The organism is Flavobacterium ajazii (genome assembly GCF_010614725.1).
In the GTDB taxonomy this organism is placed as follows: Bacteria; Bacteroidota; Bacteroidia; order Flavobacteriales; family Flavobacteriaceae; genus Flavobacterium; species Flavobacterium ajazii.
Genome location: NZ_JAAEHL010000004.1, coordinates 132959 through 152717, shown reverse-complemented (window position 1 = coordinate 152717; position 19759 = coordinate 132959). Strand labels below are relative to the sequence as shown.

At 33.9% G+C, this 19759-nt stretch carries 17 protein-coding genes and 1 tRNA gene; 15 read left to right on the top strand and 3 right to left on the bottom strand.

Annotation, left to right across the window (positions count from 1 at the left end; all coding sequences use genetic code 11):
- Positions 1-21 precede the first annotated feature (21 nt).
- Both yihA and GWR14_RS08550 read right to left on the bottom strand, forming a co-directional pair.
- Positions 22-642, bottom strand: a complete 621-nt coding sequence (yihA, locus tag GWR14_RS08555; RefSeq protein ID WP_163408618.1) for a ribosome biogenesis GTP-binding protein YihA/YsxC — start codon at positions 640-642, stop codon at positions 22-24.
- Positions 643-683: 41 nt separating this feature from the next.
- Positions 684-1448 (bottom strand): alpha/beta fold hydrolase, encoded by a 765-nt coding sequence (locus GWR14_RS08550; RefSeq protein ID WP_163408617.1) that lies wholly within the window; start codon positions 1446-1448, stop codon positions 684-686.
- A 377-nt stretch (positions 1449-1825) separates the two neighbouring features.
- Between GWR14_RS08550 and mraZ the strand changes: the two genes are divergently transcribed.
- The 15 genes from mraZ (at position 1826) to GWR14_RS08475 (ending at position 18735) form a co-directional block, all read left to right on the top strand.
- Entirely contained in the window at positions 1826-2299 is a 474-nt protein-coding gene (gene mraZ, locus GWR14_RS08545; RefSeq protein ID WP_163408616.1) for a division/cell wall cluster transcriptional repressor MraZ, read from the top strand.
- Positions 2274-3182, top strand: a complete 909-nt coding sequence (gene rsmH, locus GWR14_RS08540; protein ID WP_187356526.1) for a 16S rRNA (cytosine(1402)-N(4))-methyltransferase RsmH — start codon at positions 2274-2276, stop codon at positions 3180-3182. Before mraZ ends, rsmH begins: the two co-directional genes overlap by 26 nt.
- A 12-nt stretch (positions 3183-3194) precedes the next feature.
- Positions 3195-3542 carry an FtsL-like putative cell division protein gene (locus GWR14_RS08535; RefSeq protein ID WP_163408614.1) on the top strand — a complete coding sequence of 116 codons (348 nt, stop codon included), beginning with the start codon at positions 3195-3197 and terminating at the stop codon, positions 3540-3542.
- Positions 3533-5542 (top strand): penicillin-binding protein, encoded by a 2010-nt coding sequence (locus GWR14_RS08530; RefSeq protein WP_163408613.1) that lies wholly within the window; start codon positions 3533-3535, stop codon positions 5540-5542. The genes GWR14_RS08535 and GWR14_RS08530 overlap by 10 nt, the downstream gene beginning before the upstream one ends.
- Positions 5539-7002, top strand: coding sequence for a UDP-N-acetylmuramoyl-L-alanyl-D-glutamate--2,6-diaminopimelate ligase (locus GWR14_RS08525; protein ID WP_163408612.1), 1464 nt, complete (start codon positions 5539-5541; stop codon positions 7000-7002). Before GWR14_RS08530 ends, GWR14_RS08525 begins: the two co-directional genes overlap by 4 nt.
- A gap of 99 nt (positions 7003-7101) precedes the next feature.
- Positions 7102-8334 (top strand): phospho-N-acetylmuramoyl-pentapeptide-transferase, encoded by a 1233-nt coding sequence (gene mraY, locus GWR14_RS08520; RefSeq protein WP_163408611.1) that lies wholly within the window; start codon positions 7102-7104, stop codon positions 8332-8334.
- Positions 8335-9666: a UDP-N-acetylmuramoyl-L-alanine--D-glutamate ligase gene (murD, locus tag GWR14_RS08515; protein ID WP_163408610.1), complete on the top strand. Its 1332-nt coding sequence runs from the start codon at positions 8335-8337 to the stop codon at positions 9664-9666. It begins immediately after the preceding gene.
- A gap of 81 nt (positions 9667-9747) precedes the next feature.
- A complete protein-coding gene (locus GWR14_RS08510) occupies positions 9748-11058 on the top strand; it encodes an FtsW/RodA/SpoVE family cell cycle protein (RefSeq protein WP_163408609.1) in 1311 nt (436 codons plus the stop codon).
- A 42-nt stretch (positions 11059-11100) separates the two neighbouring features.
- Positions 11101-12186 carry an undecaprenyldiphospho-muramoylpentapeptide beta-N-acetylglucosaminyltransferase gene (gene murG, locus GWR14_RS08505; protein WP_163408608.1) on the top strand — a complete coding sequence of 362 codons (1086 nt, stop codon included), beginning with the start codon at positions 11101-11103 and terminating at the stop codon, positions 12184-12186.
- Positions 12187-12393: 207 nt separating this feature from the next.
- Positions 12394-13743, top strand: coding sequence for a UDP-N-acetylmuramate--L-alanine ligase (murC, locus tag GWR14_RS08500; protein ID WP_163408607.1), 1350 nt, complete (start codon positions 12394-12396; stop codon positions 13741-13743).
- Positions 13730-14452 carry a cell division protein FtsQ/DivIB gene (locus GWR14_RS08495; protein ID WP_163408606.1) on the top strand — a complete coding sequence of 241 codons (723 nt, stop codon included), beginning with the start codon at positions 13730-13732 and terminating at the stop codon, positions 14450-14452. The genes murC and GWR14_RS08495 overlap by 14 nt, the downstream gene beginning before the upstream one ends.
- Positions 14453-14458: 6 nt before the next feature.
- Positions 14459-15868 (top strand): cell division protein FtsA, encoded by a 1410-nt coding sequence (gene ftsA / locus GWR14_RS08490; protein WP_163408605.1) that lies wholly within the window; start codon positions 14459-14461, stop codon positions 15866-15868.
- A 96-nt stretch (positions 15869-15964) separates the two neighbouring features.
- Positions 15965-17941 (top strand): cell division protein FtsZ, encoded by a 1977-nt coding sequence (gene ftsZ / locus GWR14_RS08485; protein WP_163408604.1) that lies wholly within the window; start codon positions 15965-15967, stop codon positions 17939-17941.
- Between the two features lie 198 nt (positions 17942-18139).
- Positions 18140-18589 (top strand): GatB/YqeY domain-containing protein, encoded by a 450-nt coding sequence (locus GWR14_RS08480; RefSeq protein ID WP_163408603.1) that lies wholly within the window; start codon positions 18140-18142, stop codon positions 18587-18589.
- Between the two features lie 72 nt (positions 18590-18661).
- A tRNA-Arg gene (locus GWR14_RS08475) sits at positions 18662-18735 on the top strand.
- Between the two features lie 255 nt (positions 18736-18990).
- Here GWR14_RS08475 and GWR14_RS08470 read toward each other — a convergent pair.
- Entirely contained in the window at positions 18991-19542 is a 552-nt protein-coding gene (locus GWR14_RS08470; RefSeq protein ID WP_163408602.1) for a GNAT family N-acetyltransferase, read from the bottom strand.
- Between the last annotated feature and the right edge of the window lie 217 nt (positions 19543-19759).

Here is a 19759-nt window from a genome sequence, read left to right as displayed (position 1 = left end):
TTGGATTTTTAAAATTGGAATTTAAAATCCTGAGTTGTTTTTAAAAACCTCCTGATTTACTTCGTCGATGTAAGACAAAAGTTCTTCTTTTCCAATTGATTCTGTAGATGAGGTTACAAAATAATGAGGCATTTCAGCCCAGTTGTTTGCATACATTTGTTTTTTATAAGCCGCAATATGCGAATCAACTTTTGTTTTACTGATTTTATCTGCTTTGGTAAAAATAATGCAAAACGGAATTTCGCTTTCACCCATATAAGACATGAATTCAATGTCAATATTTTGTGCTTCGTGGCGAATGTCGATTAAAACAAAAGCACATACAAGCTGTTCTCTGTTTTCAAAATAATCTGTAATAAACTGTTGAAAAACAGATTTGGTTTTTTTAGACACTTTAGCATATCCATAACCTGGCAAATCGACCAAAAACCAATTATTATTAATTTTAAAGTGATTTATTAATTGTGTTTTTCCAGGTTTTCCTGAAGTTTTTGCTAAATTTTTATGATTGGTTAGCATATTAATCAAAGAGGATTTTCCCACATTTGATCGGCCAATAAAAGCATATTCCGGCAAAAAATCAGCCGGGCATTTTGAAGCATCAGAATTGCTGACAATGAATTCGGCAGAAGTGATTTTCATGTGTTTTATTTTAAAATCTTCTTAAAATCAAAAAAACAGTACTATAAGTTTTTTTCAGTAAGCCATTTTTCAAGAACTTCGTTGAATTCCTGAGGATGCTCCATCATAGCTGCATGTCCGCATTTGTCGATCCAGTACAAAGTTGAATTAGGCAGTAATTTGTCAAATTCCTCAGCAACATTTGGAGGAGTTACAGAGTCATTTTTACCCCAAATGATACAGGTTTCAACTGTCATTTTTGGTAAATCTTTAGCCATATTATGACGAATAGCACTTTTGGCAATCGTTAAGGTTTTTATTAATTTAATACGGTCATTGGCAGTTGCATATACTTCATCGATAAGCTCAGGGGTTGCAATTTTAGGATCGTAAAATACATCTTCAGCTTTCTTTTTGATGTATTCGTAATCACCTCTTCTTGGATAGCTGTCACCCATAGCGCTTTCGTAAAGTCCGGAACTTCCTGTTATTACAAGTCCGGCTACTTTTTCAGGATATAATTTGGTATGATAAAGGGCAATATGTCCTCCTAATGAATTTCCTAACAAAATTACTTTGTCAAATCCTTTAAAATTAATAAAGTCTTTTACGTATTTAGCGAAGCTTTTTACATTCGTTTTTAAGATGCTTTGTGTGTATATTGGCAAATCCGGGATGACAACTTTGTATCCTTTCGTTGGGAAATATTGCGCTACACCATCAAAGTTACTAAGACCTCCCATTAACCCGTGTAAAATTACGATTGGAGTTCCTTCGCCAGCTTCAAAATAGCTGTATTTGCCTTCTTTTTTGTAGTTTTTGTCCATTTAATTTAATGCCAATTTCAATTTCGACAAATATAGGGTTTAATAAACAAAAATGAATTTTTGCCGCGTTTTTTTAACTACATTATTTTAGTAGAACTTATAAGTGATTAAAAATCAGGTTTTAATAAGATTTTGCATGGTTTTTTCACTGTTAAAATCGTTGAGTTATAATTATTTTTTTAAGAGAAAGACTATGTATTTTTTATAATTAACGGCAGAATTAGTTTAGAAACTGATTAATATCTAAAGTATTGATTTTTTATTGATTAGTTATAGTGGTAGAGAAGTGGGTAAACTTATCAACAAAGTGGTATATAGTGGTAAAATGTGGTAATATTTTTTATATTTTTGTCCTATAACATGTTAATGCATTTTTCTTGAACACTATCGTAGGAACATATGAGTGTAAAGTCGATGCTAAAGGAAGGCTTATGATACCTGCTCCTTTGAAAAAGCAACTGACTTCTTCACTTCAAAACGGATTTGTTTTGAAGCGCTCTGTTTTTCAGCCGTGTTTAGAATTGTATCCAATGGAAGAGTGGGATCTGATGATGCAAAAAATTAATAAACTGAATCGATTTGTAAAAAAGAACAATGATTTTATCAGAAGATTTACTGCAGGGGTTAAAATCGTAGAGATTGATGCACTGGGCAGGTTACTGGTTCCAAAAGATTTGGTTGTTTTTTCGAATATTTCGAAAGACGTGGTTTTTTCATCTGCAGTTAATATTGTAGAGATTTGGGATAAGGAGTTATATGAAAAATCAATAAGCGGCGAAGATATGGATTTTGCAGATTTAGCCGAAGAAGTAATGGGAAATATTAATGACGACGATAATGGAATATCATAATCCGGTTTTGCTGCATCCTACAGTTGATGGTTTGAATATTAAGCCAGATGGTATATATGTAGATGTGACGTTTGGTGGTGGTGGTCATTCGAAAGAAATTTTGAGGAGACTGGGGCCAAACGGAAAACTATTTGCATTTGATCAGGATGAAGATGCATTGGCAAATGCCTTGCCGGATGAAAGATTTACCTTAATTAATGAAAACTTTAGGTTTATAAAAAGATTTTTACGTTTTCACGGTGTAAAAAGCGTAGACGGAATCCTGGCTGATTTAGGAGTTTCATCACATCAGTTTGATGTTCCGGAAAGAGGTTTCTCTACCAGATTTGATGCTGAATTGGATATGCGGATGAGTCAGAAAAATGATTTAAATGCTTATCGGGTGGTTAATGAATATGAAGAACAGGATTTACGTCGTGTTTTTTTTGATTATGGGGAGTTGAAAAACGCACCGGTTTTAGCAAGAACAATTGTAGAGGCAAGAAGAGATTATCCAATCAAAACAACAGATGAGTTAAAGGAAGTTTTAAAGAAATATTTGCCGGAAAAAGTCCGAAACAAAATATTAGCTCAGATTTATCAGGCAATCCGAATTGAAGTAAATCAGGAAATGGATGTTTTAAAAGAGTTTATTGAGCAGTCATTAGAGATCCTAAAACCGGGAGGAAGGTTTTCTGTGATTTCATATCATTCGTTAGAAGACAGGCTGGTAAAAAGATTCATGAAAAACGGAATGTTTGAAGGTGAGCCAGAGCGTGATTTTTACGGAAATTTTTCAGTTCCGTTTAAAACTGTCGGAAAATTGATTGTGCCTGATGATGCTGAAATTAAAGAAAACAACAGGGCAAGAAGTGCTAAATTAAGAATTGCCGAAAAGATATAATATATAGGTATAATGAAAAGTGGTGTGTTTGGGATATTAAAAGCAAGATTTCTGATCAATGATGATGCGGTAAAAAACTGGAGATTCATTGTTTTTATCATTCTGCTTGCTATAATAATGATTGCAAATACGCAGCGATACGAACAAAAGGTTTTTGAAATTGCAAAACTAAGCAATGAAGTAAAAGAATTGCGATCTGAATTTGTAGACCGACGTTCAGAATTGATGAAATTAAAAATGGAGTCAACCATCTCGGATAAAATGTTAGAAAAACAAATTTTTCCGTCGACAGTTCCTCCGGTAAAAATAGAAGTTAAAAAAGAAGAAGAAAAAAGTTTCTTTCAAAGAATATGGCAGTAGACGATAAACATATATCCTACAGAATTTACCTCGTAGCAGTTTTCATCTTTTTGATGGCAATTGCTATTGTTGTTAAATTGACCAATATTCAGTGGGTGCAGGGAGATCATTACAGGAAACTGGCGAAACAGCGTACGGTTAGGAATTTTGTGATTCCTGCTAATAAAGGAAATATTTATTCAGCAGACGGAAGTTTGCTGGCAACATCGATACCTAATTATGAAATCAGATTTGATTCTAAAGCACCAAAAGAAGAAAATTTCGAAAAATATATAAAACCGCTTTCAGATTCGTTATCCGTGATTCTTGGAAGACCAAGTGGTTATTATCAGAATGAATTAAGGAAAGCAAGGAATAATAAAAATCGTTATTACTTAATTGCTAAAAATTTAAGTTACACCGAATATGTGCGAATTAAAAGTTTTCCATTGTTTAATTTGGGAGCTTTCAAAGGAGGAATAATCATTGAGCAGGAAACTGTCAGAAAACATCCGATTGGTAAAATTGCAGAAAGAACAATTGGTTACGATAGAATTGATCCTGCTACAGGTGTAGAAGTTGGAAAAGGAATCGAATGGGCTTTTAAAAGTTACCTGAACGGAAAAGACGGTAAAATTTTAAAACAGAAAATAGCCAAAGGACAGTGGAAGCCAATCCGTGATGTAAACGAAGTTGATCCTATCGATGGTTATGATGTAATTTCGACTATAGATGTATTTATTCAGGATATTGCGCATCACGCCTTATTGAAACAGCTTCAGGATTACGAAGCAGATCACGGTTGTGTTGTAGTAATGGAAACAGAGACGGGTTATGTAAAAGCAATTTCAAATTTAGGTAGACAAGAAGATGGATCGTATATTGAAACTACAAATTATGCTGTAGCAGAGTCTCACGAGCCGGGGTCTACTTTTAAATTGGTTGATTTAATGGCAATTTTAGAAGATAAAGTTGTTGATACAAGTGCAGTTTATGATAGTCATGGCGGTGTAGTTAAATATTACGGAAGATCTGTACGTGATTCGCATACCGGTGGTTATGGAAAGATTTCGTTAGCTCGTGGATTTGAACTTTCGTCAAATACAGTAATGGTTCAGGCGGTTTACGATAATTATAAAAGCAATCCGTCAAAATTTGTAGATCATATCAGAAATTTTGGTTTGGATAAACCTTTAGGATTGCACTTTAAAGGAGAAGGAAGACCGATTATTCCACATCCCGGAGATAAAAGCTGGTCAGGAATTTCACTTCCGTGGATGGCTTTTGGATACTCAGTTTCAGTTACTCCGATGCAGACATTAGCGTTTTATAATTCGGTTGCAAATAATGGCGTAATGGTAAGACCGCAGTTTGTATCTGAAATTAAAGAATGGAATAAAACAATAAAGAAATTTGATACGGAAGTAATTAATCCAAAGGTTTGTTCTCCTGAAACAATAAAAAAGTTAAAAGCTGTTTTGTTAAATGTGGTTAAAAAAGGAACAGCTTCTAAATTGTACTCGAAAGATTTTTCGATGGCAGGAAAAACAGGAACAGCTCAGATGAATTATGGAGGGAAAGATGGTAAGTCAGCATTGTATTATGCATCTTCTTTTGTGGGATATTTTCCGGCTGATCATCCAAAGTATTCCTGTATTGTAGTGGTTCATAAACCAAATACATCTAAAAATAATTATTACGGGGCAGATGTTGCTGGACCGGTTTTTAAAAGAATTGCCCAAAAAATATTTACAGATGCTCCATCAACGAATAAGATTAAACGATTGGATTCTACAATTCCAAAACAGGAATATAGTTATAATAAGTTTAATACAGAATCAAATAAAAAGCCAAAACTGATTCCGAATTTAAAAGGAATGCCGGGAATGGATGCGGTTGCTTTACTGGAGAATTTAGGTTTGAAAGTAAGAGTAAACGGAGTAGGAAAAGTGAAGAATCAATCGATTCAGGCTGGTCAGAATATTAATAAAAACACAACTATAGTATTAGAATTATCGTGAAAATACTAAAAGACATATTATATAAAGTAGCTATTGAATCTGTAACAGGTTCAACAGATATTGCTATTCATAAAATAGATTTTGATTCAAGAAAAATTGAAGAAAATGATGTTTTTATAGCTATTCGAGGAACTCTTTCTGATGGGCATGATTATATCGAAAAAGCAATTCAGTTAGGGGCAATAGCAATTATTTGCGATAGATTGCCGGAAAATATTGAAAAAGGAATTACATACATACAAGTAAAAGACACCAATACGGCTTTAGCTTTTATGGCTGCAAATTACTTTGATAATCCTTCCGAAAAGTTAAAATTAGTTGGTGTAACGGGTACAAACGGAAAAACGACTATTGCATCGCTATTGTTTCAGTTATTTAAAAAAGCCGATTTCAAAGTTGGTTTATTGTCAACTGTAAAAATTATGGTTGATGATACAGAATATAAAGCGACACATACTACTCCGGATTCAATTACAATTAATCATTATTTAAATGAAATGATTGAAGCGGGTGTAACACACTGTTTTATGGAAGTAAGTTCGCACGGAATTCATCAAAAAAGAACAGAAGCGCTTCATTTTGTGGGAGGAATTTTCACAAACCTTTCACACGATCATTTAGATTATCACCCAACTTTTGCAGAATACAGAGATGTAAAAAAATCGTTCTTCGATTCATTGCCTAAAACAGCTTTTGCATTATCCAACATTGATGATAAAAACGGAACGGTTATGCTTCAGAATACTGTCGCAAGAAAATTTACATACGCCTTAAAAACATATGCAGATTTTAAAGCACAGATTTTAGAAAGTCAACTATCCGGATTATTATTGAAAGTAAACGATAATGAAGTTTGGGTAAAATTAATAGGGACTTTTAATGCCTACAATATATTAGCTATTTATGGAACCGCAATCGAGCTGGGCATGGATAGTCTTGAAGCGTTGCGTTTGTTGTCTGATTTAGAGAGTGTTTCAGGACGTTTTCAATATATTGTTTCAGAAGGGAATGTTACAGCAATAGTAGATTATGCTCATACACCTGATGCTTTGGAAAATGTTTTGAAAACAATCGATGGTATTCGTACTAAAAACGAACAGTTGATTACAGTTGTAGGTTGTGGAGGAAACAGGGATAAGGGAAAAAGACCAATTATGGCTAAAATTGCTACAGATCTTAGTGATAAAGCAATTTTAACTTCTGATAATCCAAGAAACGAAGATCCTGAAGCGATTTTAGATGAAATGGAAGAAGGTGTTGAAGCTCATAATTATAGAAAAATCCTGAGAATCACAGACAGAAAACAGGCTATAAAAACGGCTTGCCAGTTCGCTCAGTCAAATGATATTATTTTAATTGCAGGGAAGGGACATGAAACATATCAGGAAATAAATGGTGTTCGTCATCATTTTGATGATATGGAAACGGTAAAAGAAATATTAGAACAACTAAGAAAATGATAAAATGAAAATTCCAAATACCAAAATCCAATTTGACGTTGGAATTTGGTATTTAAAAATTGGGATTTAATTTGAATTAGGATTTAAAAAATTAAAAATATGCTATACTACTTATTTGAATATTTAGACAAAACATTAGATGTACCAGGAACAGGAGTTTTTCAGTACATTACCTTCAGATCAGGTTTAGCTTTAATGCTTTCGCTGCTTTTATCAACGATTTATGGTAAAAGGGTAATTAATTTCCTGCGCCGTCAGCAGGTAGGAGAAACAGTGAGAGAGCTTGGACTTGCAGGTCAAAATGAAAAAGCTGGTACTCCAACAATGGGAGGACTGATTATCATTTTTGCAACCTTAATTCCGGTTTTGTTATTTGCGCGCTTACATAATATTTACATCGTATTGCTTATTGTTACAACACTTTGGATGGGTACAATTGGCTTTATTGATGATTATATTAAAATATTCAAAAAAGATAAACAAGGGCTAAAAGGAATTTTTAAAGTTATAGGACAGGTTGGTCTGGGAATAATTGTAGGCACAGTTCTTTATTTTAATCCTGCCGTAACAGTAAGAACAGATACAGGAAAAACAGATGTTTTTAAAACTAGTACCAATACAACAGTTGTTTTACCTGCACCGGTTGAGGAAAAATCTACAGCAACAACAATTCCTTTTATAAAAAACAACGAATTCGATTATGCTGAAGTATTATCGTTTATGGGGGATGGATATGAAAAATGGGCATGGTTGGTATTTATTCCTGTAGTAATTTTTATTATTACAGCGGTTTCAAATGGTGCCAATTTAACAGACGGAATTGATGGTCTCGCTGCCGGGACCTCGGCAATTTCTGTACTTGCGCTCGGAATATTTACGTTTGTTTCCGGTAATATTATTTTCTCTAATTATCTTAATATTATGTATATCCCCAATTCGGGTGAAATGACTGTCTTTATTTCTGCATTCGTTGGGGCTTTAATAGGTTTTCTTTGGTACAACTCATTTCCTGCATCAGTATTTATGGGAGATACAGGAAGTTTGACGATCGGAGGAATTATAGCTGTTTTGGCAATTGCTGTTCGTAAAGAAATATTGATTGTTTTGTTTTGTGGAATTTTCCTTGCAGAAAGCGCATCAGTTATTATTCAGGTGAGTTATTTTAAATATACAAAGAAACGTTTTGGAGAAGGCAGAAGAATTTTTCTGATGTCTCCTTTGCATCATCATTATCAGAAAAAGGGTTATCATGAAAGTAAAATTGTAACCCGATTTTGGATTGTGGCCATCATGTTAGCTATTTTATCAATCGTTACTTTAAAGTTGAGATAGATGAGACTAGTGGTTTTAGGAGGAGGAGAAAGCGGTGTAGGTACCGCTATCCTGGGAAAGAAAAAAGGATACGATGTTTTTGTGTCTGATTTTGGAAAGATAAAAGAGAGTTACAAAGAAGTTCTTATCATTAATAAAATTGCCTGGGAAGAAGAACGACACACAGAAGATTTGATTCTGAATGCTGATGTAGTGATGAAAAGCCCCGGAATTCCTGAGAAGTCTCCGATTGTTAAAAAACTTTTTGCAGCCGGAATTAAAGTGATTTCTGAAATTGAGTTTGCAAAACCTTTTACGGAGGCTATGACTATAGGGATTACCGGAAGTAATGGTAAAACAACCACGACAATGCTGACATACCATTTACTAAAATCAGCTGGTCTGAACGTAGGTTTGGGAGGTAATATCGGAAAGAGTTTTGCCTGGCAGGTAGCCGAAAATAAATTTGACGCATACGTTCTTGAGTTAAGTAGTTTTCAGTTGGATGGAATCATAGAGTACAGGCCAGATATTGCCATCATTACGAATATTAGCCCGGATCATTTAGACCGGTACGAGTATAAATATGAAAATTATATCAATTCAAAGTTTAGAATAACGATGAACCAGACCGAAAGTGATTATCTCATTTATGATGCAGATGATGAGGCGAGTACAGAATGGTTAAAGAATAATAAAACGAAAGCACAATTAATTCCTTTTTCATTGAGCAAAACATTCGATGAAGGGGCTTCTATAAATAACAACAAAATGGAAATAAAGATCAACCAGGAAGAGTTTACAATGGAAACAGAACACATTACGTTAGAAGGAAAACATAATATGAAAAACGCAATGGCAGCAAGCTCTGTAGCAAAATTGATGCAAATTAGAAATGCAACAATTCGCGAAAGTTTATCGAATTTTCAAGGTGTTGAACACCGTTTAGAAAAAGTACTTAAAATTCAGAATGTACAATACATCAACGATTCTAAAGCAACAAATGTAAATGCGGCTTTCTTTGCTTTGGATAGTATGAACGTTCCGACTGTGTGGATTGTCGGAGGGGTTGATAAAGGAAATGATTACAACGAATTGATGCCTTTGGTGCGTGAAAAAGTAAAGGCAATTATTTGTCTAGGAATCGATAATCATAAAATCATTGAGGCATTTGGTAATGTTGTTGATATTATGGTTGAAGTAAATAACATGAATGATGCAGTGAAAACTGCTCAGAGATTAACAGAAAAAGGTGATGCTGTTTTGTTGTCTCCAGCGTGCGCTAGTTTCGATTTATTTGAAAACTACGAAGACAGAGGAAAACAATTTAAACAAGCGGTACACAACTTGTAAAAAATAATTTCAAGTTTAGGTTTCAGGTTGTAAAATTTGAAACCTGAAACAAAAGGACCTGAAATAAAAAAAGTAAGATTTATGAAAGAGCTGGTTAATAAATTAAAAGGAGATAGGGTTATATGGTCATTCGTGGCTTTATTAGCGTTGTTTTCGTTTATGCCTGTTTTTAGTGCGAGTAGTAATCTGGCTTATATTGGACATGGTACAGGGAATACACTTGGGTATTTGATCAAGCATCTGGCTCATATTTGTATCGGTTTTATGATTATTTATTGGGTTCATAGAGTGCCTTATCATTATTTTAGGGCTATTTCTAAAATAGCGCTTCCGGTTGTTTGGATTTTACTGCTTTATACATTGCTCAAAGGGACAGTTATTGCAGGAGCAAATGCAAGCCGTTGGATTCAGGTACCATTCATTGGAATTACATTTCAGACTTCAACTTTGGCGTCTATTGTTCTCTTTGTATTTGTAGCACGTTATTTGTCAAAAACCAAAGAAGAAAATGAACCATTTCAAGTGTCACTTATACAGCTTTGGATTCCGGTGTTTATTACATTGGCACTTATTCTTCCGGCAAATTTTTCGACCACTGCATTGATTTTTGCAATGATATTGACTCAGACATTCATTGGGAAATATCCTTTAAAGCATATTGGAATTATAATAGGTTCAGGAATTGCTATGTTGGCATTTTTCCTTTTGGTAGCAAAAGCTTTTCCAGATTCAAGGTTCTTTAGCAGGGTTTCAACCTGGGAAAGCCGTATTATGAATTTTACAACCGATAAGCCCGATGAAGATGATTATCAGATTGAGAAAGCAAAAATTGCAATTGCATCCGGAAAATTAGGTGGTTTAGGGCCAGGAAAAAGTGTTCAGAAAAACTTTCTGCCACAATCATCTTCTGATTTCATCTATGCGATTATTGTTGAAGAATATGGACTAGTAGGGGGAGTTGCAATATTGATTTTGTATTTATTATTGCTGTTCCGATTTGTAATAGCATCACACAAAGCTACTACATTATTTGGCAAATTAGTAGTCGTCGGATTAGGATTTCCGATGATATTTCAGGCGATGATCAATATGGCTGTTGCAGTTGAATTGTTACCGGTAACAGGCCAGACATTACCGTTGATAAGTTCAGGAGGAAGTTCAATATGGATGACATGTCTAGGACTTGGAATTATTATCAGCGTAACAAAAAAAGAAGAAGAAATAGCTGAAGAAAAGGAAGAAAAAGAGAGACGTAAAGAAGCACTTCAAAGATTAATTGATAAAGAACTTGCTGAAGAAGATTTATCGGCAGATGAAATATATGAAGAAGAAGGAATGTATTCAATTCAGGATAATTCCAAAAATCCGATGAATGCAGTGTTGAACAAATAAATTGAGAAAAGAATAGTTTTTAATACTATAAGCTAAAATAAAATGGCAAAGTATAAATTCATACTAAGTGGAGGAGGGACAGGAGGACATATTTATCCTGCAATTGCGATTGCAAACGAATTAAAATTACAATTCCCTGATGCTGAATTTCTTTTTGTGGGAGCCAAAGATAAAATGGAAATGCAAAAAGTGCCTCAGGCAGGTTACGAAATTAAAGGTCTTTGGATTGCTGGTTTACAGCGAAAACTGACTTTGCAAAATATGATGTTTCCTTTAAAATTAGCTTCGAGTCTGTTGGAGTCAAAGAAAATTATCAGGCAATTTAAACCAAATGTAGTAATAGGAACAGGTGGCTTTGCAAGTGGACCTTTATTACAGACGGCAGGATCAGCAGGAATTCCGACAGTTATTCAGGAACAAAATTCATTTCCAGGAATAACAAATAAATTATTGAGTAAAAAAGCTAATGCAATTTGTGTTGCTTATGAGAATTTAGAAAGATTTTTTCCAAAAGAGAAAATCGTTTTGACTGGAAATCCGGTTCGTCAGGATTTAATTGATATTGATACAAAACGCAACGAAGCTATTGCTTTTTATGGTTTAGACTCAAATAAGAAAATTTTATTGGTTCTGGGAGGAAGTTTAGGTGCAAGAAGAGTCAACCAGTTAATTGAAAAAGAATTAGATAATCTTCTTTCTCAGGATGTGCAGATTATTTGGCAATGTGGAAAATTATATTTTGAAGATTATAAAAAATGCAATCAGCCAAATGTAAAAGTGGTTGATTTTATTGAAAGAATGGATTTTGTTTATGCAGCGGCAGATGTAATTATTTCAAGAGCAGGTGCATCATCAGTTTCAGAATTATGCATTGTAGGGAAACCGGTAATTTTTATTCCGTCTCCTAATGTAGCTGAGGATCACCAGACTAAAAATGCGCAGGCTATTGTAGAGGCCAAAGGGGCAATTTTATTGAAAGAATCTGAATTGGAAAGCCAGTTTAATATCGTTTTTGAAGCGCTGCTGAAAGATGAGGGAAAGCAACAACAATTGAGTGCGAACATTAAAAAACTGGCAAAACCAGACGCGACAAAAGTAATTGTAGAACAAATTAAAAAGTTGTTATAATATAACTTTTTCTAAAAATTATGAAACATTCAGGGATTAATGGAGTGTTATTTTAGACAATTTGCTCACATAAGAACGAGAAAAATACAAAGGCTTAATTACTGTTTTTTATAAAAATAAAAGCAGTAAAAGAGTTTTAAAATAAAATTAAAGAAGAAAGTTTAGAGGCTTAAAGTCTAAAGCATAATGCTTAAAGCAAAAATTAAAATGAATTTAAATCAGATACAAAACGTTTATTTTATTGGTATAGGTGGCATCGGAATGAGTGCTTTGGCCCGTTATTTCAAATATATTGGAAAGCAGGTTTCAGGATATGATAAGACGCCTTCAATGCTGACAAATGAATTAATAGAAAGTGGAATTGATATTCATTTTGAAGATAATATTGGTTTAATTCCAAAAGATTATTATGTTGAAAATACACTGGTAATTTTTACGCCAGCAGTACCAAAATCACATTCAGAATGGAATTATTTCATAGAAAGAAATTATGAAATTAAAAAGCGTGCCGAGGTTTTGGGAATCATTACCAAAGATACTTTTAGTTTTGCTGTTGCAGGAACACACGGGAAAACAACGACTTCCAGTATTTTAGGGCATATTTTATATGAAAGCGGAGCAGATGTTACAGCATTTGTAGGAGGGATAGTAGAGAATTATAATTCTAATTTGATAGGTAACGGAAAAACTGTAACAGTTGTAGAAGCTGATGAATTTGACCGTTCGTTTTTACATTTGCACCCGGATATTGCCTGTGTGACCTCTATGGATGCTGATCACTTGGATATCTATGGAACCAGTGATGCGATTGAAGCTTCATTTGTAGAATTTGCTTCAAAAGTAGAAGACAGTGATAAATTGTTTATTACAAAAGAGTTGCCTCTTGATGGTGTGCAATGTGGAATCAACGAAGATGCAGTGTATAAGGCGTATAATATTAGAATTGAAGATGGTAGCTATGTGTTTGATGTACAGTCGCCATCAGAGATAATGAAAGATTTGCGTTTTGGATTGCCGGGCAAGCATAATTTAATGAATGCTTTGATGGCTATTGCAATGTCGAAAACTTTTGGAACACCAACAGTGGCTATTGCGAAAGCATTAGCTTCTTTTAATGGAATCAGAAGACGTTTTTCCTATCAGATAAAGACTGAAAAATTAGTTTATATAGATGATTATGCACATCATCCAACAGAAATCAATGCGGTGCATCAGGCGGTTAGAGAGTTGTATCCAAACAGAAAGGTACTTGCGATTTTCCAGCCGCATCTATTTAGTAGAACAAAAGATTTTGTTGACGGATTTGCGGAAAGTTTATCACAGTTTGATGAAGTGTTTTTAATGGATATTTATCCGGCAAGAGAACTTCCGATGGAGGGAGTGACTTCTGAATGGTTATTGGGTAAAATGACTAATCCGAATAAAAAAATTGTTGCAAAAGAAAATTTATTGACGGAAATCAAAGCCAGTGATACGCCAATAATTGTAACAATAGGAGCTGGTGATATTGGAGAAATGGTGCCATCAATCAAAGAGATTTTAAATGAAAATATTTAATTGGATAAATATTAGATTAGTATTCATTTTAGGGCTTGTTCTTTTTTTGTATTCGTTTGCCCAGCATCGAAACGGAGATAGAAAACTGAAAAAATCAATGGTTGTTTTTGTAGGAGAAAATACGCTTTTCGTAAAGCCGGAAACGGTTAATAAATTGTTGATAGAAAATAAAAGAGATGCTTCCAGTATTAGAAAAGATGAAGTAGATTTGAATAAAATAGAGAAAACTATCAACGAACAAGACATGATTGAACAGTCAGATGTTTTTGTAAGTATAGATGGTGTTCTAAAAGCAGTAGTAAAACAGAAGACACCAATAGCGCGAGTTTATGATGGTGCTTCTTCTTTTTATATTGATTACGAAGGAAATAAAATGCCTTTGTCAGACAATTTCACTGCGAGAGTTCCTCTTGTTTCAGGGGCAATTAATAAAAAAAATAACGAAGATTTAGCTGCTTTATTTCGCACAATTTACGACGATGCGTTTTTGAAAAAAAACATCATTGCTATAGAAATTATGCCTAATGGCAGCCTAAAAATGTTTAACCGAAACTATGATTACTTCATAGATTTTGGCAGAACGATGAATGTTGATAAAAAATTTAGAAACTATAAAGCCTTTTTTCAAAAAGCAGTTTTAGATAGTTCGTTATACAAATACAAAAAAATTGACCTTAGGTTTACGGAACAAGTAGTTTGCACAAAATAATAGAAAATGGAAAAAGATAACATTGCAGTAGGTCTAGATATTGGAACGACAAAAATAGTTGCCATGATAGGCAAAAAGAATGAGTATGGCAAGTTGGAAATTTTGGGTATTGGTAAATCCAAAAGTCTGGGGGTTGCGAGAGGAGTGGTAAATAATATTACGCAAACTATACAGTCAATTCAGCAGGCTATTCTTGAAGCCGAAAATAATTCAGGTTACAAAATCAAAGATGTGGTTGTCGGTATCGCTGGGCAGCACATCAGAAGTATTCAGCATACAGATTATATCAGCCGTAATAATCCGGAGGAAGTAATTGGAGAAAAAGATATTCAGCTTTTAATTGATCAGGTAAATAAACTGGCAATGTTGCCGGGAGAAGAAATTATTCACGTTTTGCCTCAGGAATTTAAAATCGATGGACAATCTGAGATTAAAGAGCCAATAGGAATGTATGGCGGAAGATTAGAATCCAGTTTTCACGTTGTGGTGGGACAGGCTTCTTCAATCAGAAACGTTGGAAGATGTATTCAGAGTTCAGGAATAGAACTTTCAGGATTGACATTAGAACCATTAGCATCTGCAGATGCAGTTTTAAGTCAGGAAGAAAAAGAAGCTGGAGTTGCGCTTATCGATATTGGTGGTGGAACAACAGATCTAGCCATTTTTAAAGATGGAATTATTCGTCATACGGCAGTAATTCCTTTTGGTGGAAATGTAATTACAGATGATATTAAAGAAGGCTGTTCGATTATCGAAAAACAGGCTGAGCTTTTAAAAATAAAATTCGGTTCAGCCTGGCCGGGTGAAAATAAGGATAACGAAATAGTTTCTATTCCTGGTTTGAGAGGAAGAGAGCCGAAAGAAATTTCGCTTAAAAACTTATCTAAAATTATCCATGCAAGAGTTGTGGAAATCGTAGAACAGGTTTTTGCAGAAATCAAAGCTTATGGGCACGAAGATCCTCGTAAAAAGTTAATTGCAGGAATCGTTCTTACTGGTGGCGGCGCACAATTAAAGCATATTAAGCAGTTAGTTGAGTATATTACTGGTATGGATACGAGAATTGGATATCCTAATGAACATTTAGCAGGAAATTCCAGTGAAGAAATTTCGAGTCCATTGTTTGCAACAGCTGTAGGTTTAGTAATGAACAGTATCGAAAACAGTACTCAGAGTGCTGTGAGAATGGAAGTTGTAAATGAACAGCCAAAAGTGGTTTACAGAAATGTACCACAACCTGTTCAGCAGCGATACGAAGTGGAGGAAAACTACGTTGAAAGAGTAGAAACTGTTGAAGAGTCTAGGGATACCAGAATCAATAAGGTTGAAGCTGAATCTACAGAAACCAAAATTAGGAGATCATTTTTTGACAGATACGTCGATAAAATCAAAGATTTTTTAGACAACGCTGAATAAATATAAGCCGAATAGAGATAAAAGAGAAAAGGAATTACTTTTTGCCCCAAGTCAAGAAGTAAAAAATGTACTAAATAAGAATTAAAAACCAAAAAGATGATGAGCAACTCAGAATTTGGAAGCATTTCATTTGATTTACCAAAAAACCAGTCAAATGTAATAAAAGTGATAGGTGTAGGTGGAGGTGGTAGTAATGCTATCAACCACATGTTTAAACAAGGTATTAAAGGCGTAGATTTTATCGTTTGTAATACAGATTCGCAGGCGTTGCAAAATAGCGCTGTACCAAATAAGATTCAGTTAGGTGTGAATTTAACAGAAGGGCTTGGGGCAGGTGCAAATCCTGATATAGGACAGCAGTCTGCTATCGAGAGTATCGCTGATATCGAAAAAATGCTGGATCGTGGTACTAAGATGGTATTTATCACAGCTGGTATGGGTGGAGGAACAGGAACTGGTGCGGCTCCGGTTATTGCACAATTAGCTAAAGAAAGAGAAATTTTAACAGTAGGGATTGTAACAATTCCATTTCAGTTTGAAGGGAAAGTACGTCAGGAACAAGCGCTTTTAGGAATTGAAAAATTACGTAAGCAGGTTGATTCTTTGATTGTAATCAATAATAATAAATTAAGGGAGGTTTACGGAAATCTTGGTTTTAAAGCTGGATTCTCTAAAGCGGATGAAGTTTTGGCAACTGCCTCAAGAGGTATTGCGGAGGTAATTACGCATCACTACACCCAAAATATCGATTTACGTGATGCTAAAACTGTTTTAGCAAATAGCGGAACAGCGATTATGGGGTCTGCAGTATCTGAAGGTGCAAACAGAGCAAAAGATGCTATTGTATCTGCATTGGATTCCCCGTTATTAAATGATAATAAAATTACAGGAGCCAAAAACGTATTGTTGCTTATCGTTTCTGGATCTGATGAAATAACACTTGATGAAATTGGAGAAATCAATGATCATATTCAGGCAGAAGCAGGTTATAATGCCAATATTATCATGGGGGTTGGTGAAGATGAAACTCTCGGAGAAGCAATTGCGGTAACTATTATTGCTACAGGTTTTGATGTTGAACAGCAAAATGAGATTGTTAATACAGAGCCTAAAAAAATCATCCATACATTAGAAGATGAGCAGAGAAGTGTTCATAATTTAACCAATAAGCCAATTACTTCTTTTGATTTAAATGCCGAAACACCTACTGCAAAATCTGAAGAGAAAATTGTTTTTGATTTGATGGATGACACGATTTCTCCTGTTCAGGCTCCTGTTGCTCATGTGCCTGCGCCATCAATAAATCAGGAAGAGCTGGTAGTAATGTCGGAGTTTATCAAGAATCTTGATGTGACTTTTGAAATCGTTTCGCCAATTACAGATATCGATTTTACCATTACAGCTCCGCAAACGCAATCTTTTGAGGAGACAAGACAAGTTCAGCAAAAAACTTTTGAAAAAGAAGAACAAACGACTTTCTCATTTGATTTGCCTCTTTTCAAAGCTGAACCGCAAGTAAGAAAAGAACCTGTTGTTGAGGATAATAAAATTTTATTCGAATTGACAAATGATACTCGTAATATTAAAGTAAACGAACCGGTTTCATTTGTACCGGTAACAGAACTTTCTGAGAACGGAATCATCAAATATTCATTAGAAGAATATATGGAGGTTGAAAATGATCTGGTTGCTTCAAAACCGGTTGAAAAGATAGTAGAAGAAACAGTTCCGGAGGAATTGAATATTACTTTGAAACAAAAAGTAGATTTTGCAAGCCAGCCTGATTTCACAACAACTTCAGAAGTTTCTCCGATGGAATTGACAATTGAAGAAACATTGCGTTTGAGAGCTGAAGAAAGAAGAAAGAAACTAAAAGAGTTTAATTATAAATTCCATAATAATGTTTCCAGAATCGATGAATTGGAAAAAGAACCGGCTTACAAAAGATTAGGAATCGATTTATCGAATTCTCAATCAAATAATACAAATTCAAGAATTTCAGTTGGTACAGACAGTAACAATGATTTACAGTTGCGATCAAACAATTCATTTCTGCACGATAATGTAGATTAGTTTTAAAAATCATAATATTTGGATAACCCGAAATTGGATTTAATTTTCGGGTTATTTTTTTTATCTTCGCACAGAATTTAGAATTTGACTTCGATTAATTGTTTTGAAGTTAATTATATTCTTTTTGAAAGAAAACGAAACAGTCTGAATAATATCAATACATAAATAGGCATTGACTTATTTTAATAAAAATAAAAGATGAGTTTACAAGCACAAATCATGGACGAGATCAAAACTGCCATGAAAGCAAAAGATACAGTAGCTTTAGAAGCATTAAGAGCAGTAAAATCTGAATTATTATTGGCATCAACATCATCAGGGGCTAAAGAAGAATTAACTGAAGATGAGGAAATTAAATTGCTTCAAAGATTGGTAAAAACCCGTAAAGAAAGCGCAAGAATCTTTACAGAGCAAAACCGTCCTGATTTAGCTGAACCAGAATTGGCTCAGGTGGCTGTAATCGAGAAGTTCTTACCAGCTCAGTTAAGCGAAGCAGAAGTAGAAGCTGTAATTACAAAAATCATTGCAGAAACTGGAGCTTCCGGAATTGCTTCAATGGGTAAAGTTATGGGATTAGCATCTGCTCAGTTAGGCGGAACTGCTGAAGGAAAAACCATTTCTACAATAGTAAAGAAATTACTTTCGTAAAGAAATTCCAATATTTAAATTCCAAGTTTAGTATTGGAATTAGGAATTTAAAAAATTGAAAATTAAATATTTGACCTCGTAGTTCAACTGGATAGAATATCAGATTTCGGCTCTGAGGGTTGGGGGTTCGAACCCCTCCGGGGTCACTATAAATTTTTAAAGCCTGTAAAGTATTATTTTGCAGGCTTTTTTTATGGTTCGAAAATACTTTCGATATTTTTGTTTTCGCAGAGTCTCACTATTTGCAAGTAACTCACCAAGGCTTCTTTGTATCAATTATATAGTAAATTTCATTATTAAATTAGTCACATTCTTTAGATCTAAATCAGTCAAACAAAAGCCATTTTTCCTACAAGCCAATTACCCAAATTCGTTGTAGTAGCTATTAATGCCTAGCAATTCTAGTTTTTAATTGGACTATTTCTTAAAGTGTAAGTTACCAGATTTTTTATATTCTGATGGGTATTATTATATTTTTTCTTATCCAATACAAAATTCATTTTTTTTAATATTGATACAGAATTAATATTATCAGAAGAGGGAAAAGCAGTTATTATTTTTGCTTCTATTTGTTCAAACGCATATTCTATTATTTTTTTGATTACTTCCGTCATTATTCCTTTACCTTGAAATTCACTCAACATTTCATATCCTATTTCTACAATTTCATTTTCGATATCAAAATTCCATAAACAAATTGAACCAATTAGATTGTTATTTCCTTTTTCCGTTATAACCCAATAAATGCATTCATTTCTCGCAATTAAATTTTGCATTTTAATTATATATTCTTCTGCTTTTTTTAAGTTTGATGAATTCTCTCTTCCAACAAAAGCATTTACAATTGCATCAGAATGTAATTTATGAATTAAAACAACATCAGTGTTTTCAATATTTCTTAATATTAATCTTTCGGTAATTAGTTTAGGGAAATCTTTAAAATTCAATTCCATTCTGTACTTTTTTTGATTAATTTTTTATCTGGGATCTTGGCTTTTGCTTGCCACTAACTAGTGAATATTACTGACAACATAAGACATATCGACCAATATTTAGTAGGTATGTCTCGTAAACGTAAGGGGTTATTATTATCAAATATATAATAATAAACTTATATGCTATCAAAAGGTTTTTAATTTACTGAATACTTTTCGTATAAATTAGAGTTTG